Origin of the sequence: Tianweitania aestuarii (assembly GCF_018457165.1) — a bacterium.
Classification (GTDB): Bacteria; Pseudomonadota; Alphaproteobacteria; order Rhizobiales; family Rhizobiaceae; genus Tianweitania; species Tianweitania aestuarii.
In genome coordinates, this window is record NZ_JAFMNX010000001.1 from 337,963 (window position 1) to 352,273 (window position 14,311).

13 protein-coding genes and 1 tRNA gene are annotated in these 14,311 nt (G+C 62.2%); 11 read left to right on the forward strand and 3 right to left on the reverse strand.

Annotated elements, in window-relative coordinates; genetic code table 11:
• Positions 1-69: 69 nt before the first annotated feature.
• Positions 70-723 (forward strand): response regulator transcription factor, encoded by a 654-nt coding sequence (locus tag JYU29_RS01665; RefSeq protein WP_213983042.1) that lies wholly within the window; start codon positions 70-72, stop codon positions 721-723.
• On the opposite strand, the gene JYU29_RS01670 is transcribed toward JYU29_RS01665, so the two are convergent.
• Complete coding sequence (locus JYU29_RS01670) at positions 724-4,212, reverse strand: PAS domain-containing hybrid sensor histidine kinase/response regulator (protein ID WP_213983043.1); 3,489 nt, start codon at positions 4,210-4,212, stop codon at positions 724-726.
• Positions 4,213-4,361: 149 nt separating this feature from the next.
• Here JYU29_RS01670 and mscL point away from each other — a divergent pair, with 149 nt between their 5' ends.
• Both mscL and JYU29_RS01680 read left to right on the forward strand, forming a co-directional pair.
• Positions 4,362-4,793 carry a large conductance mechanosensitive channel protein MscL gene (gene mscL, locus JYU29_RS01675; RefSeq protein WP_213984200.1) on the forward strand — a complete coding sequence of 144 codons (432 nt, stop codon included), beginning with the start codon at positions 4,362-4,364 and terminating at the stop codon, positions 4,791-4,793.
• Positions 4,794-4,900: 107 nt separating this feature from the next.
• Positions 4,901-6,076: a pyridoxal phosphate-dependent aminotransferase gene (locus tag JYU29_RS01680; protein ID WP_213983044.1), complete on the forward strand. Its 1,176-nt coding sequence runs from the start codon at positions 4,901-4,903 to the stop codon at positions 6,074-6,076.
• A 1,050-nt stretch (positions 6,077-7,126) separates the two neighbouring features.
• Here the strand turns inward: JYU29_RS01680 and hemA are convergent.
• Together hemA and JYU29_RS01690 are read right to left on the reverse strand one after the other, a co-directional pair.
• Positions 7,127-8,404 carry a 5-aminolevulinate synthase gene (hemA, locus tag JYU29_RS01685; RefSeq protein WP_213983045.1) on the reverse strand — a complete coding sequence of 426 codons (1,278 nt, stop codon included), beginning with the start codon at positions 8,402-8,404 and terminating at the stop codon, positions 7,127-7,129.
• Between the two features lie 231 nt (positions 8,405-8,635).
• A tRNA-Thr gene (locus JYU29_RS01690) sits at positions 8,636-8,710 on the reverse strand.
• A 135-nt stretch (positions 8,711-8,845) separates the two neighbouring features.
• Here JYU29_RS01690 and JYU29_RS01695 point away from each other — a divergent pair.
• The 8 genes from JYU29_RS01695 to JYU29_RS01730 all read left to right on the forward strand — a co-directional run bounded on the left by JYU29_RS01695 (position 8,846) and on the right by JYU29_RS01730 (position 14,304).
• Complete coding sequence (locus tag JYU29_RS01695; protein WP_213983046.1) at positions 8,846-9,019, forward strand: hypothetical protein; 174 nt, start codon at positions 8,846-8,848, stop codon at positions 9,017-9,019.
• 152 nt (positions 9,020-9,171) lie between these two features.
• The gene (gene murA / locus JYU29_RS01700; RefSeq protein WP_213983047.1) at positions 9,172-10,461 is read left to right on the forward strand and encodes a UDP-N-acetylglucosamine 1-carboxyvinyltransferase; all 1,290 of its coding nucleotides are present in this window, start codon (positions 9,172-9,174) and stop codon (positions 10,459-10,461) included.
• A 105-nt stretch (positions 10,462-10,566) separates the two neighbouring features.
• A complete protein-coding gene (locus JYU29_RS01705) occupies positions 10,567-10,998 on the forward strand; it encodes a DUF2948 family protein (protein WP_250157137.1) in 432 nt (143 codons plus the stop codon).
• A gap of 7 nt (positions 10,999-11,005) precedes the next feature.
• Entirely contained in the window at positions 11,006-12,295 is a 1,290-nt protein-coding gene (gene hisD / locus JYU29_RS01710; RefSeq protein WP_213983048.1) for a histidinol dehydrogenase, read from the forward strand.
• Between the two features lie 2 nt (positions 12,296-12,297).
• Positions 12,298-12,777: a UPF0262 family protein gene (locus JYU29_RS01715; protein WP_431192821.1), complete on the forward strand. Its 480-nt coding sequence runs from the start codon at positions 12,298-12,300 to the stop codon at positions 12,775-12,777.
• Between the two features lie 4 nt (positions 12,778-12,781).
• Positions 12,782-13,285, forward strand: coding sequence for an arsenate-mycothiol transferase ArsC (locus JYU29_RS01720; protein ID WP_213983049.1), 504 nt, complete (start codon positions 12,782-12,784; stop codon positions 13,283-13,285).
• 82 nt (positions 13,286-13,367) lie between these two features.
• Entirely contained in the window at positions 13,368-13,586 is a 219-nt protein-coding gene (gene infA / locus JYU29_RS01725) for a translation initiation factor IF-1 (RefSeq protein ID WP_189503489.1), read from the forward strand.
• 94 nt (positions 13,587-13,680) lie between these two features.
• Positions 13,681-14,304 (forward strand): Maf-like protein, encoded by a 624-nt coding sequence (locus tag JYU29_RS01730; RefSeq protein ID WP_213983050.1) that lies wholly within the window; start codon positions 13,681-13,683, stop codon positions 14,302-14,304.
• Positions 14,305-14,311: the final 7 nt, after the last annotated feature.

Genomic DNA, 14,311 nt, shown 5'->3' on the forward strand with positions numbered 1-14,311 from the left:
TTGCCTCGGGGGCACTTCTCCGCATAATAGGTGGAGATCAACACGCTTCACTTGGGAGACCGGCTGCTTTTGGAATCCAGCCTGAAATTTGTCGTTGCTGACGATCATCCATTGTTTCGCGGCGCGCTTCGTCATGCGCTGGTGGGACTTGGAGAGGACATCCGAATACTGGAAGCTGGCGACTTCGAGGCCGCTCAGGCAATCGTTGCAGCCGAAGACGACATCGATCTCCTCCTGCTCGACCTGTCGATGCCTGGTGCCAGCGGTTTGTCCGGACTGGTGGCCATGCGCGCTGCCTTTCCAGCAACGCCGGTGATTGTCGTATCCGCTCATGATGCCGCGCAAACGGTGCGTCGTGCGCTTGAGCTCGGCGCATCCGGCTTCATCTCGAAATCCGCCAGCATGGAGGAGATCCGCGGCGCGGTTCGTCAGGTGCTGGAAGGCGACGTCGCCACGCCTGCGCATCTCGACCTCGGCACGGAGGGCGATGCGGAAGTCTCTCAGCTCATCCGCCGCCTGCAAAGCCTGACGCCGCAGCAGACACGCGTTCTGACGATGCTGTCATCCGGCCTCCTCAACAAGCAGATCGCGTTCGAGCTCGATGTTTCGGAAGCAACGGTGAAGGCCCATGTTTCCGCCGTGTTGCAGAAGCTCGGCGTCGACAGCCGCACCCAGGCCGTGATCCTTCTTTCGAAGCTGGGCAGCGACCCAACCGCCAGCTGATCACTCGGCTGCTTCTTCCATCCGCTTAAGGCGCGCGAGCGTCATGCGCAAAACCGCAGGCTTTACCGGCTTGTGGATCACTCCCATGTCGAGCGCGGTTGCGCCGCTTCGCGCTTCCGCGCCTCGGTCGGCCGTCACCAGCACGGCTGGAATAAAGAGCTTATGCTTGGCCCGCATGGCTTGAACGGCATCCAGGCCGGTTTCCCCGTCGAGATGGTAATCTACCAGGATGATGTCGGGCGCTTCTTCGGCGTCCAGCGCATCCCGTGACGTCGAGGCAATCCGCACGCTGCAGTTCCAGCCTTCGAGCAGCCGCTTCATGGCGTCGAGGATATGCGGATCGTTGTCGATGCACAGGATCTGCAGGCCGGCTACATCCGCGGCATGCGAAACGGGCGCAGCGATCGCGGCCTGATCGGCTGAAAGCAACGATGGCTCTGCCTGCGGGAGGATCACAGAGAAACGAGTGCCGCGCCCTTTGTGCGACTCGATCTGGATTTCGAGCCGCAGCACGCGCGCGATACGATCCACGATCGACAGGCCAAGCCCAAGCCCCTGCGCTTCGCGTGCACCTTCATCCAGGCGCAGAAACTCCTGGAAAACGCTGGTGAGATCCGTACTGGCGATGCCGATACCGGAATCGAGGACCTGGATCTCGAGCAGTTTGCCGCGCCGGCGCACCCCGATCAGAATGCGGCCCGAGCGGGTGTATTTGATCGCGTTGGACACGAGGTTCTGGATGACCCGGCGCAGCATGTTGCGGTCGGTGTGAACGGTGAGCGTCGAGGGCAGGACGCGCAGCTGCAGCTGCTTTTCGCTCGCCATGGGCGAGAAGTCGGTCTGAATCTGCTTCAACAAGGCGTCGAGCCGGAACGTGGTTTCGTTCGGCTTCTGCGCGCCCGCATCGAGGCGGGAGATGTCGAGCACCGCGCCAAGGATCGTTTCCACCGATTCTAGCGAGGACTCGATGTTGCTGGCGGATTGGCGCAGGTCGTTATCCTGCGCGCGCTCGATAAGCGACGAGCAGTAAAGCCGTGCGGCATTGAGCGGCTGCAGGATGTCGTGGCCGGCACCCGCCAGAAAGCGCGTCTTGGACAGGTTGGCTTCCTCGGCCACCTCCTGTGCCAGCGCAAGCTCCTGGTTCACACGCGTCAGCTCGGCGGTGCGGCTGGCGACGCGCTGTTCCAGCGTTTCATTGACCCGCTTGAGGGCGAGATCTGCGGCCACCGCAGCCGTCACGTCGGAATAGGTCGCGACGGTTCCGCCATTCGGCATCGGGTTGGAGCGAAGCTCGATGATGCGGCCGGACGTCTTGAGTTCGATGCGCCACGGTGTGCCGAAGCTGCTCAGCCGGTTCAGTGCGGTGAGTTCGAGATCGGCTGGAATATCGCCGCGGTCGGCCAGATAGCGCAGGATATGATGCAGCGACACGCCGACCTGACCTAGGAAATCGGGCAGGTCGAACAAGGATCGGAATTGGCGGTTCCAGTTCGTCAGCCGCAGATCCGTGTCGAACACGGTGATGCCCTGATCCATCTGATCGAGTGCCGTTTGCAGAAGGTCGCGATTGTGCTGCAGCGCTTCGGATGCATCATCGAGAAGTCGTAGCGCGTCTTTCTGGCTGCGGTCGTTGCGCTGGAACAGAAGGGACAGGATGAGGCGCGCCGAGGAGGAGCCGACGGCACTTGCAAGCAGCTGCTCGGAAAAGCGCACGACCGTCATGCTGGCCGGTTCCTTGCCAGCGGGTATGGGCGCGTTGCCGGCAGCCGCAAAGCTTTGGAAGGAGCGTTCGGTGCGTTCGACGCCGAGATAGCGCGCGATCGTGTCCTTGAGTTCGTCCACGGTGACGGTGGTGCGAAACCGGCGCAGGCTCGGCATGGGGTTCATGTCGCGCGGCACGAAGATGGCCGCCTGGATGCGCTCGAGCGGCATGGCCGAGCGCGACAAGGAGCCGAGCACGAAGAACAGCGTATTGATCGCCAGGCTCCACAACACGCCGTGGTTCAGCGGTTCGCCCACTGTGCCGAACAGTGCTTGCGGCCGCAGCGCTTCCATGCCGAACAGGCCATGCGTCAGGATCGCAGTATCCGGAGGAGCGAGCGAGGGGAGCAGAAGCGTGTAGGCCCACACGATGATGCCGGTGAGCATGCCGAGAACCGCGCCGCGACCGTTCGCACGGCGCCAGATCAGGCCGCCCAGGAAAGACGGCGCGAATTGCGCGACGGCGGCAAAGGAGATCAGGCCGATCGAGGCCAGGCGCGTGTTGTTGGTGGTTTCGCGATAATAAAAGAAGGCTGCGAGCAGCACGATGAAGATGGATGCGCGGCGCACATTGAGGATCAGGCGCGACCAGTCTTCCACGCCACGCCGGTCGGGCTGCACGAGGCGGCGAACGAAAAGCGGGATGACCAGATCGTTCGAGATCATCACCGACAAAGCGACGCTTGCCACGATCACCATGGCGGTTGCCGCAGACAGGCCGCCGATGAAGGCCAGCATGGCCAAAGCGTCATGCCCGGCTAGGAGCGGCAGGGCCACGACGTAGAGATCAGCGCTCGTGGCGCTGCCAACGAAGGTCAGGCCCGCAAAGGCGATCGGCAGAACGAAGATGTTGATCGCGATCAGATAAAGCGGAAACACGCGCGTTGCCGTGCGCAACTCGGCCTCGGTGCGGTTTTCGACAACCGTGACATGGAACTGGCGCGGCAGCATCACGACGGCAAAAGCCGAAAGCAGCGTGGTGACGATCCAGGTCGGCAGGGACGTGTTGTAGCTCGCCGCTTCCTGAACGGCTGGATTGTTGCCGATGGCTTCGACGATCGGCCCGATGCCGCCATATAAGAAGAAGGTCACGGCAATCCCGACGGCGAGGAAGGAGGCGAGCTTGACGATCGATTCCACCGCGACCGCCAGGATAAGCCCGTTCTGATGCTCGGTCGCATCGGCATGGCGTGTGCCGAACAACACCGCGAACAAGGCGAGCAGAAGGGCGATGGTGAGCGAAATGTCGCCGACGAAAAACTGCACGTCAGGCGGACGCGTATTGTAGTGCTCGACCAGCAAGCCGACCGTTTCGGAAATCGCCTTCAGCTGCAGCGCGATATAGGGGATGGTGCCCAAGGTCGCGATCAGCGTGGCAAGCGAGGCGACCGCAAAGCTCTTGCCGTAGCGGGCTGCCAGGAAGTCGGCGATCGAGGTGATCTTTTCGGATTTGGCAATCCGCAGGATGCGTCGCAGCAGCGGATAGCCGAACACGAAGACCAGGATCGGACCGATATAGATCGCTAGAAATTCGAGGTTTCGCTCGGAAGCAAGGCCGACCGAGCCGAAGAAGGTCCAGGACGTGCAGTAGATCGCAAGGCTGAACGCATAGGTCAGCGGCTGGCCTGCGCTGGCAGCGGCCACGCGCCGGCGGTCGCCCAGGCTCGCCACCCCGAACAACAGCGTCACATAGGTCAGTGCTGCAACAACAACGGACCAGCCCTGCACGTCTTTTTCTCCCCATCCTCAGCCGAAACCAAAGCATGCGGCAGGGATGCTGTCCAATCGGGAGTCAGGAGAAAAAGCAGTCTGGCTTTGATGACGCAGCGTCGATTATGATAGGAAGCTAGCACTTTCGTCAGGGGACAAGAGCGATGATTTTGAAGGAATTCCAGGAGTTCATTGCACGCGGCAATGTCATGGATTTGGCTGTGGGTGTGATCATCGGTGCCGCGTTCGGCAAGATCGTCACCTCCCTAGTCGAAGACATCATCATGCCGGTGATCGGCGCGATCTTTGGCGGCTTTGATTTTTCGAACTACTTCCTCCCTCTCTCTTCTGCCGTGACGGCACCGACGCTGGCGCAGGCCCGCGAGCAGGGCGCGGTGTTCGCTTATGGCAGCTTCATCACGGTCGTGATCAACTTCCTTATCCTGGCCTTCATCATCTTCCTGATGGTCAAGGCCGTGAACAATCTGCGCCGCCGCATCGAGCGTGAAGAAAAGGTTGCAGCGCCTGCAGCTCCGCCACCGGCCGATGTTCAGCTCCTTACCGAAATCCGCGATCTGCTGGCTACCCGTAGCGTTTGATCCTGGCTCTTTCGCTGCGGCGACACACCGATTATCCAACCAGGGCACGGCGGCTGAGTCGTGCTTTGTTCGCCTTTCGTTTGTGAGTCGCCCCGGAGATTGCGGTTGTGAGCCTGTTTGATGATCTGCGTGGCGATGCCCGCAACGTACCTGAAAGCGATATTGTCGCGGCGATCAACTATGGCCGCATGCGCGAGGGTATTATTCCGCTTTGGGCGGGCGAAGGCGATTTGCCGACGCCCGGCTTCATTACGCAGGCGGCACAGGCCGGTCTAGCCGGTGGCGAGACCTTCTACACCTGGCAGCGCGGCATTCCCGAACTGCGCCAGGCGCTCGCCCGCTGGTATGAGCGGCATTTCGACCACACGTTCCAGCCGGAAGAGTTCATCGTCACCGCCAGCGGCATGCATGCGATCCAGCTGGCGCTGCAGGCGACCACGGGTGCCGGCGAAGAAGCGATCTTTCTTTCACCGGCCTGGCCGAACTTCGCGGGCGCCGTTGGCGTGTCCGGTGCCAAGCCCGTGCCGGTGCCACTGATCGAGACCAGCAATGGCTGGGTCTGCGATCTCGAACGCGTTGAAGCGGCGGTGACCGAGCGCACGCGCGCTTTGTTCATCAACACGCCGTCCAACCCCACTGGCTGGACCGCCGATCATGAGACCCTGCGCGGATTGCTCGATCTCGCCCGGCGCAAGAACCTCTGGATCATCGCCGACGAGATTTATTCGCAGTTCCATTATTCCGGCAGCCGTGCGCCGTCTTTTCTCGATGTCATGGAGCCGGAAGACCGCATCCTGTTCGTGAACAGCTTTTCCAAGAACTGGGCGATGACCGGCTGGCGCATGGGATGGCTGCGCATTCATCCCCATCTGCAGCAGGTGTTCGAAAACCTGATCCAGTATTCGACCTCCGGCGTGGCGCAGTTCATGCAGCGCGGCGCGGTGGCGGCTCTCGATGACGGCGACGCCTTTGTTGCCGAACAGGTGGAACGCGCCCACAAGGCCCGCGATCTGGTTTGCAGCACGCTGCTCGATACCGGCCGGGTGCGCATGAACGTGCCGCAGGGTGCGTTCTACGCCTTCTTCGCGGTGGACGGCATCAGCGATTCGCGCAACGCCACCTTCGACATCATCGACAAGGCCAATGTCGGCCTCGCACCGGGTACCGCCTTCGGTGCTGCCGGCGCCGGCCACTTCCGCTTGTGCTTCCACCGCCGGCTGGACCAGCTGGAAGATGCGGCGAACCGGCTGGCGGAGTATTTCCGGGCGTTGCCTGCGGGGTGAGGGGGGCTGAGATGTGCGTGAAGCGCGGGCACCTCATCTCGACGCTTCCTTATGTGGTCAAAGACCGCAGGGCTTCCTTTTGCTGTCAAAGACCGCAGGCGCGCCGAAGCACGCCTGATCATGGGTTGAGTTGCAGGCACGGCTTCGCGCCTTCCCGTCCGTGAAGGTTCGGGAAGCGGACGCAAGTTTCCGCGCCTTCGATTGATTATATATACGGCGCGGCGAACTCGCGTCCGTCGGTGCTTTCGCCCCGTTGCCGGTGGGCGGGCTCGGTGCAGACTAGTCGCCACCTCACCGAGTGCTCCCGCACTGACCGACCCGAGGCCCGGGTTTGGGGAGGGACTGATTACCCTCCAAGTCGAACTACCGTAGTTCAACCAACCCGGACACCGCCGCCCTCCTCCGATCCCCGGTGCGCACCAGAGTTCCCGGCAAGGGCGATGAGGGGAGAATAGGGGAGAGGTTGGGGACGTGGATAGATTTCGGTTGAGGTTTGCAGCGGGTTGCAACAACAACAGGGACTTAGCGACATCCGTCCCGCTTCGTCATCCTCGGACTTGATCCGAGGATCCATGCCCGTGACAGCCAATGAGGCTCCGCTGGCTGATTTGAACAAATGGCATGTGGGAACCGTTCAGGCTTGGATCCTCGGGTCTGCGCCTCCGCTTGCGCGGCGGCTTCGCCCAAGGATGACGAAGAGTGTGCAAGGCTGATGCAGTTGTAGCTTGGGTCCCTTGTGGGCGACGAGACGGATGAGGGGTGAGCGCCGACAGTGCCAAGCTGGAGCACCCCTCATCCGACTTCGCCTTTGGCTCAGCCACAGCCCGATCCATGCCACGCAAGAACAGGCCGAATGCATCGGGCCATTCGTTTGTTGGCGGTGCCGAAGCGTTCAGGCATGGATCCTCGGATCAAGTCCGAGGATGACGACGGCTTTGCGGTGACTGCGTTTATGATGACGCTGATCGTTGGCAGCAAGCAGGTGGCTGTTTGCTGCCCTGGAAGCAGGAACTTGGGCGCTTAGATCTTTGAACGCCCGGGATCGCCGGCTTAGCCGCCCGCGCTCGATGTTACCAGCGGGATGATGCGGTTGGTGCGCTGTTGGGCCGGGCGCTGGTCGCTGGCGAAGGGGATGCCGAGGGCTTCCCAGGTTTCGCGCAAAGCGGATGCCAGTTCGCCGATCAGGGCATCCGAATGGAACGGCGTTGGCGTGATGCGCAGGCGCTCGGTGCCGCGCGGTACGGTGGGATAGTTGATCGGCTGGATGTAAAGGCCGTGCACTTCGAGCAGACGGTCGCTTGCCATCTTGCAAAGTTCGGGATCGCCAACCAGCACCGGCACGATATGGGTCTGCGACGACATCACCGGAAGGCCGGCGGCGGCGAGCTGATCCTTGGTCTGCTGCGCCTGGCGCTGATGTTCTTCGCGCTCGATGGTCGACGCCTTCAGATGCCGGATCGAGGCGGTGGCAGCGGCTGCGATCGCAGGCGGCAAAGCGGTGGTGAAGATGAAGCCCGGCGCATAGGAGCGCACGGCATCGATCACCGAACGCGGACCGGCGATATAACCGCCAAGCGTCCCGAACGCCTTGGCCAGCGTACCCTCGATGACGTCGATCTCGCCTGCGAGATTGTCGCGATCCGAAATACCGCCGCCGCGATTGCCATACATGCCGACGGCGTGGACCTCGTCGATATAGGTCATCGCATTGTAGCGGCGCGCGAGTGCCGTGATCTCGGCGATCGGCGCGATGTCGCCATCCATGGAATATACGGATTCGAACACGATCAGCTTGGCGCGTTCACGCGGCGCGACGGCCAAAAGCTGCTCGAGATGCGCCAGATCGTTGTGACGGAACACCTTTTTGTCGGCGCCCGAACGCCGCACGCCTTCGATCATCGATGCGTGGTTCAACTCGTCCGACAGGATCAGGCAATCGGGCAAAAGCCGCGCGATGGTCGAGATACCCGCCTCGTTCGACACGAAACCGGAAGTGAAAACGAGGGCGGCTTCCTTGCCATGCAGGTCGGCGAGCTCGCGCTCAAGCTCGACGAGCGGATGGTTGGTGCCGGAGATATTGCGGGTGCCGCCGGCGCCCGAGCCCATGCGGCCCGCAGCGGTCTGCATGGCGGAAATCACATCGGGATGCTGGCCCATCCCGAGATAATCGTTGGAGCACCAGACGGTGATTTCGCGTGCTTCACCTTCCGAGCGCCAGATCGCGCGGGGAAATTCGCCCACGATTCGCTCGAGATCGGCGAAAACGCGATAGCGCTTTTCCGCATGGACCTGGTCGACTGCTTCTTCGAAAAACCGCTCGTAGTTCATTCCATCCGCCCTGTTCGGTTGGTGGCAAGAGTATAGGCCTGCGCGCCAAACCCGTAAACTTCAAGGACTTGGTCATTTTGCCCCACGGCTTTGCTCGACCAAGTGCGGGTGTTCTAGCCCGGGTGACTCGCAAGCCCTTTGATCTCGATCAAATGGTTTGATCTGTCTTCGACGGCAGGATTGCGCTGGATCAACAGAACCGGAAGAGGGGCAGGTCGGCCGGATATAAGATGGTGCTGCGAGAGAGGATTGAACTCTCGACCTCTCCCTTACCAAGGGAGTGCTCTACCACTGAGCTACCGCAGCTGGCCGACGAATGCGGCTGGCTTCTGCCATAGGTCTTTGCAAAGCGCAAGCGAGGCTTGCACTTTCCTTGGACAGGTTTTTAACAGATGCAGCGCAAACCGGGCGATAGGCGCTGGAATCAGGCTGGGTAAAGTCATGGCGGATGACAAAAAGGCGGTGAAAACGCGCGAAGACCGGCTGGCGGAGCAGCTGCGGGCCAATCTGGCGCGTCGCAAGGAGCAAACGCGCTCGCGTCGGCAGGGCGAAGCGGATCTGCGCCGCGAAGGCGTGGCGGTGGAAAACGGCGACGCGACGGGCGAGAACGAATAGAAGCGCGCAGGGCCGATCCTCATCCGAGGAACCGCAGCGGGTTCCTTGATGTGGCCACCTTGATCGTCTAGGGAACGGGTTTAACCCCTCGCCGTTTGAAGCCGCGTTCGTCCGCGGGCGTCCGGCGTCATCTAGAGAAAGCCAGGGCTCGCATGGACCGCATCAGACTCGTGGGTGGTAACACGCTCAACGGCACGATTCCCATTTCGGGCGCCAAGAACGCTGCCTTGCCGCTGATGATCGCGTCGCTTCTGACCGATGATACGTTGACGCTGGAAAACGTGCCGCATCTCGCCGATGTCGAGCAGCTGATCCGCATTCTCGGCAATCATGGCGTGGATTACACCGTCAGCGGCCGCCGCGAAAAGCAGGCCGAAGGTTACTCGCGCACGATCAGCTTCACCGCGCGCAACGTGGTGTCCACCACGGCACCCTATGAACTCGTGTCCAAGATGCGCGCGAGCTTCTGGGTGATCGGACCGCTTCTGGCGCGTTGCCACGAAGCCCGCGTGTCCTTGCCGGGCGGCTGCGCCATCGGCACGCGGCCGGTGGATCTCTTTATCGAAGGCCTTGAAGCGCTGGGCGCGACGCTCGACGTCGACGCCGGTTACATCAACGCCAAGGCGCCGGGTGGTCTCGTCGGCACACGCTATGCCTTTCCCAAGGTTTCCGTTGGTGCGACCCATGTGCTGATGATGGCGGCCTCGCTCGCCAAGGGCGAGACCGTTCTCGAAAACGCTGCCCGCGAGCCGGAAATCGTCAACCTCGCCGATTGCCTGAACGCCATGGGCGCGCGCATCACGGGTGCCGGCACGTCCACGATCACGATCGAAGGCGTTGAAGCGCTGCATGGCGCGCGTCATGCGGTGATTCCCGATCGCATCGAAACCGGCACCTATGCGATGGCCGTCGCGATGGCCGGCGGTGATGTGCTTCTGGAAGGCGCCAAGCCGGATTACCTGCAGGCAGCGCTCGACACGCTGGTGCAGGCGGGCGTCGAGGTGACGCCGGGCGCAAGCGGCATCCGCATTCGCCGCAACGGCAACGGCATTCTACCGGTTGATGTCACCACCGAGCCGTTCCCCGGCTTTCCCACCGATCTGCAGGCGCAGTTCATGGGTCTGATGACGATGGCCAACGGGCAATCGCGCATCACCGAAACGATCTTCGAAAACCGCTTCATGCATGTGCAGGAACTCGCCCGCCTCGGTGCGCAGATCCACCTGTCGGGACAGACCGCGATCGTGGATGGCGTGTCCAAGCTGAAGGGCGCACCGGTGATGGCAACCGATCTTCGCGCGTCCGTATCCTTGGTGATCGCGGGTCTCGCGGCCGAAGGCGAAACGGTGGTGAACCGCGTGTATCACCTTGATCGCGGCTTCGAGCGGCTGGAAGAAAAGCTGTCGCGCTGCGGCGCCGACATCGAACGCGTATCGGGCTGAAACCACTCGCCACGCGGCTCGTTGAGGGGATCACAAGCGCGGGACGCATTGCTCTCCCGCGCTTGAACGCCTACACGAAACCGTCCTTTGATGAACGAGATCGCCATGCTCAAACTTGCAGCGCTCGATGAAGACGATCTGAAGATCGTATCCGTCCATGTGCAGGATGCCGTGATCCGCGTCGGCGACATGCATTGGGACAAGGCGGCCCGTCGTTTCCTTCTGGAAATGAACCGCTTTGCCTGGGAAAGCCCGTCCGGGTCCGTTCTCAACAAGCGCTACGAGCGCCGCCGCGCCGTTCTGCACTTCGACGGGGTGCAGGCCGTGCGGGCAAACGGCATTTCGCGCGACAAGCTCGACGAGGTGCTCGTTCTTCTTTCGATCCGCTTCACGCCCGAGGATGCGCCGGCGGGCACGATCGAGCTGATCTTTGCCGGCGACATCGCCTTGCGCCTCGACGTCGAATACGTCGAAAGCCGCCTGGCCGACCTGGGCGCAGCCTGGGAAGCGGGCGCGAAGCCGTCCCATTTCGGATGATGTGCTCGTGGTAAAACGTCTTGACCAGAAGCAGACCGATTTCGAGGAAAGCTTCGCCGCCTTCTTGTCCACCAAGCGCGAAGTGTCCGAGGATGTGGATCACACGGTGCGCGCCATCATCGCGGATATTCGCGAACGCGGCGATGCGGGTCTGATCGAATATACGCAGAGGTTCGACCGGGCGGATATTACCGGACGGCTGCGGGTTACGCGGGAAGAGATCGCGCAGGCCTATGAGAGCGCCGACCCGCAGGTGATCGACGCGCTGCGCTTTGCGCGCGACCGCATCGCCTCGCACCATGCCCGCCAGAAGCCGCAGGACGATCGTTATACCGATGCTGCGGGTGTTGAACTCGGCTCGCGCTGGACGGCGGTGGAATCGGTTGGCCTTTATGTGCCGGGCGGCACTGCCAGTTATCCCAGTTCCGTTTTGATGAACGCCGTGCCGGCCGTTGTGGCTGGCGTTGAGCGCATCGCCATGGTGGTGCCGGCGCCTGATGGCGTGTTGAACCCGCTGGTGCTGGTTGCGGCCGACATTGCCGGTGTCAGCGAGATCTACCGCATCGGCGGCGCACAGGCCGTGGCGGCACTCGCCTATGGCACCGAAACTATTCTCCCGGTCGCCAAGATCGTTGGACCGGGCAACGCCTTTGTCGCGGCTGCCAAGCGCCAGGTTTTCGGCACGGTCGGCATCGACATGATCGCCGGCCCCTCCGAAGTGCTCGTGGTGGCCGATAAGGAGAACAACCCCGATTGGATCGCCGCCGATCTTCTGGCGCAGGCCGAGCACGATGCGTCCGCGCAATCGATCCTGATCACGGACGATGCTCCTTTCGCCGAAGCCGTTGCCGATGCCGTTGATCGCCAGCTGAAGCTTCTGCCGCGTGGCGAGATTGCTGCAAAGTCCTGGGCGGATTTCGGCGCGCTGATCCTGGTGGACAGCATCGCCGCCGCGATCCCGCTGATCAACCGCATTGCCGCCGAGCATCTCGAACTCGCCGTTGCCGATCCGGATGCGCTTCTGCCCCGGATCCGCAATGCCGGCGCGATCTTCCTCGGCGCATATACGCCGGAAGTGATCGGCGATTATGTCGGTGGGTCGAACCATGTTCTGCCGACCGCCCGCTCGGCGCGTTTCTCGTCGGGCCTGTCGGTGCTCGATTTCGTGAAGCGGACCTCCATCCTGAAGCTTGGGCCTGACCAGCTGCGCGCCCTTGCACCGGCCGCGATTGCGCTGGCGACGGCCGAAGGGCTGGACGCGCATGGCCGATCCGTTTCGATCCGCTTGAATAGCTGACCATGGTGTTGCCGCCGAACTGCCGATTGATCGAAGTCGAACTCGACGAATCGATCGGCCGTTCGACGCCTGATGTCGAGCATGAGCGCGCGGTGGCGATCTTCGACCTGGTGGAGGAAAACAGTTTTCGCCCGCTCGGCGACGACGCTGGCGGCCCTTATCGGCTGAAGCTTTCCCTCGTGGAAAACAAGCTCCTCTTCGCCATCAACCGCGAAGATGGCGAGCAGGTCGTTCTTCATATCCTGTCGCTGACGCCGTTGCGGCGGATCGTGAAGGATTACTACATGATCTGCGAAAGCTATTACGAGGCGATCCGATCGGCGACGCCGAGCAAGATCGAGGCCATCGACATGGGTCGGCGCGGGCTGCACAACGACGGCTCACAAACGCTGCTCGACAGGCTGAACGGCAAGATCGAAGTGGATTTCGGCACCGCGCGCCGCTTGTTCACGCTGATCTGCGTTCTGCATTGGCGCGGCTGATCGCATGGAAACCGCGCAGGAGCACGTGCCGGAAAGCCTTGGCGAAGCGGATGAGCCCGCCAAGACGCCGCCACGCTCGGTGCTGTTCCTGTGCGGCATGAACGCGGTGCGCTCGCCCATGGCCGAACAGATCGCGCGCAGGCTGCTGCCAGCTTCCACCTTCGTGGCGTCCGCGGGTGTGCGGGCAGGGGAGCGGGATCCCTTCGTGGATGCCATTCTGGCTGAAAAAGGCCTGACGCTCGCCGAGCGCCAGCCGATGACGCTCGACCAGCTGGAAGACGATTATTTCGACCTCATCATCACGCTGGCACCCGAAGCGCATCACCGCGCTTTGGAGCTGACGCGCACGCTTGCGGTGGACGTGGAATATTGGCCGACAGCCGATCCAACCACGGTGGGCGGACGGCGCGACCAGATCCTTGCAGCCTATCGTGATGTGCGTGATCGGCTGGAAGCGCGAATAATCAACCGCTTCGGCTCGAAAAGCGCGCCCCTGCACCCCAAATAACACGTTCACAACACGCGCAGCATCATATAGGTGTTGCCCCAGATTACAGGTCCTTTCTCGAAGGACCGCAGAAAGGATACGTATGGCGAAGGAAGAAGTCCTCGAATTTCCCGGCACGGTCACCGAACTGCTGCCGAATGCGATGTTCCGGGTGAAGTTGGAAAACGAGCACGAGATCATTGCTCACACGGCTGGCCGCATGCGCAAGAACCGCATCCGCGTGCTGACGGGTGACAAGATCCTGGTGGAAATGACGCCCTATGATCTGAGCAAGGGCCGCATTACCTACCGCTTCAAGTAAGCGGCCGTTTCGAACAGAACGGCCGTTCCGGCACCTGCCAGGCATGGTGCTGTTTGAAGCCGCCATTTTCCGCTGATATTGCCGGGTTTGATCGATGAGCGACGGTGCAAAGCTTGTTCTGGCGTCCGGCTCGCCGCGGCGCATTGAACTTCTGCAACAGGCAGGCATCGAGCCCTGCCGTATCTTGCCGGCGGATGTGGATGAAACGCCCGCCAAGAACGAGATCCCGCGTTCGCTCGCCAAGCGTTTGTCGCGCGAAAAGGCCGAGCGGGCCGCAGCAATCATGGCGGAAGACAAAACGGCAGCCGGCGCCTTTATTCTGGCCGCCGATACCGCTGTGGCCGTTGGTCGCCGCATTCTGCCCAAGGCAACGATCTCCGACGAAGCCGTGGACTGCCTGCAGCTTCTGTCCGGCCGTTCCCACCGCGTCTACACCGGCGTTTGCGTGATCACGCCATCGGGCAAGATGCGCCAGAAGCTCGTGGAAACGCGCGTGCGCTTCAAGCGCCTGTCGCGGCGCGAGATCGACCGCTACGTCGCATCCGGCGAATGGCGCGGCAAGGCCGGTGGCTACGCCATCCAGGGCCTTGCAGGCAGCTGGGTGGTGAAACTGGTCGGTTCCTACACCAATGTCGTGGGCCTGCCGCTTTACGAAACCACGGGGCTCCTGGCTGGCGACGGCTTCGACGTGCATGCCGGCTGGAACGCGGGCGCTTAAAAAGCAG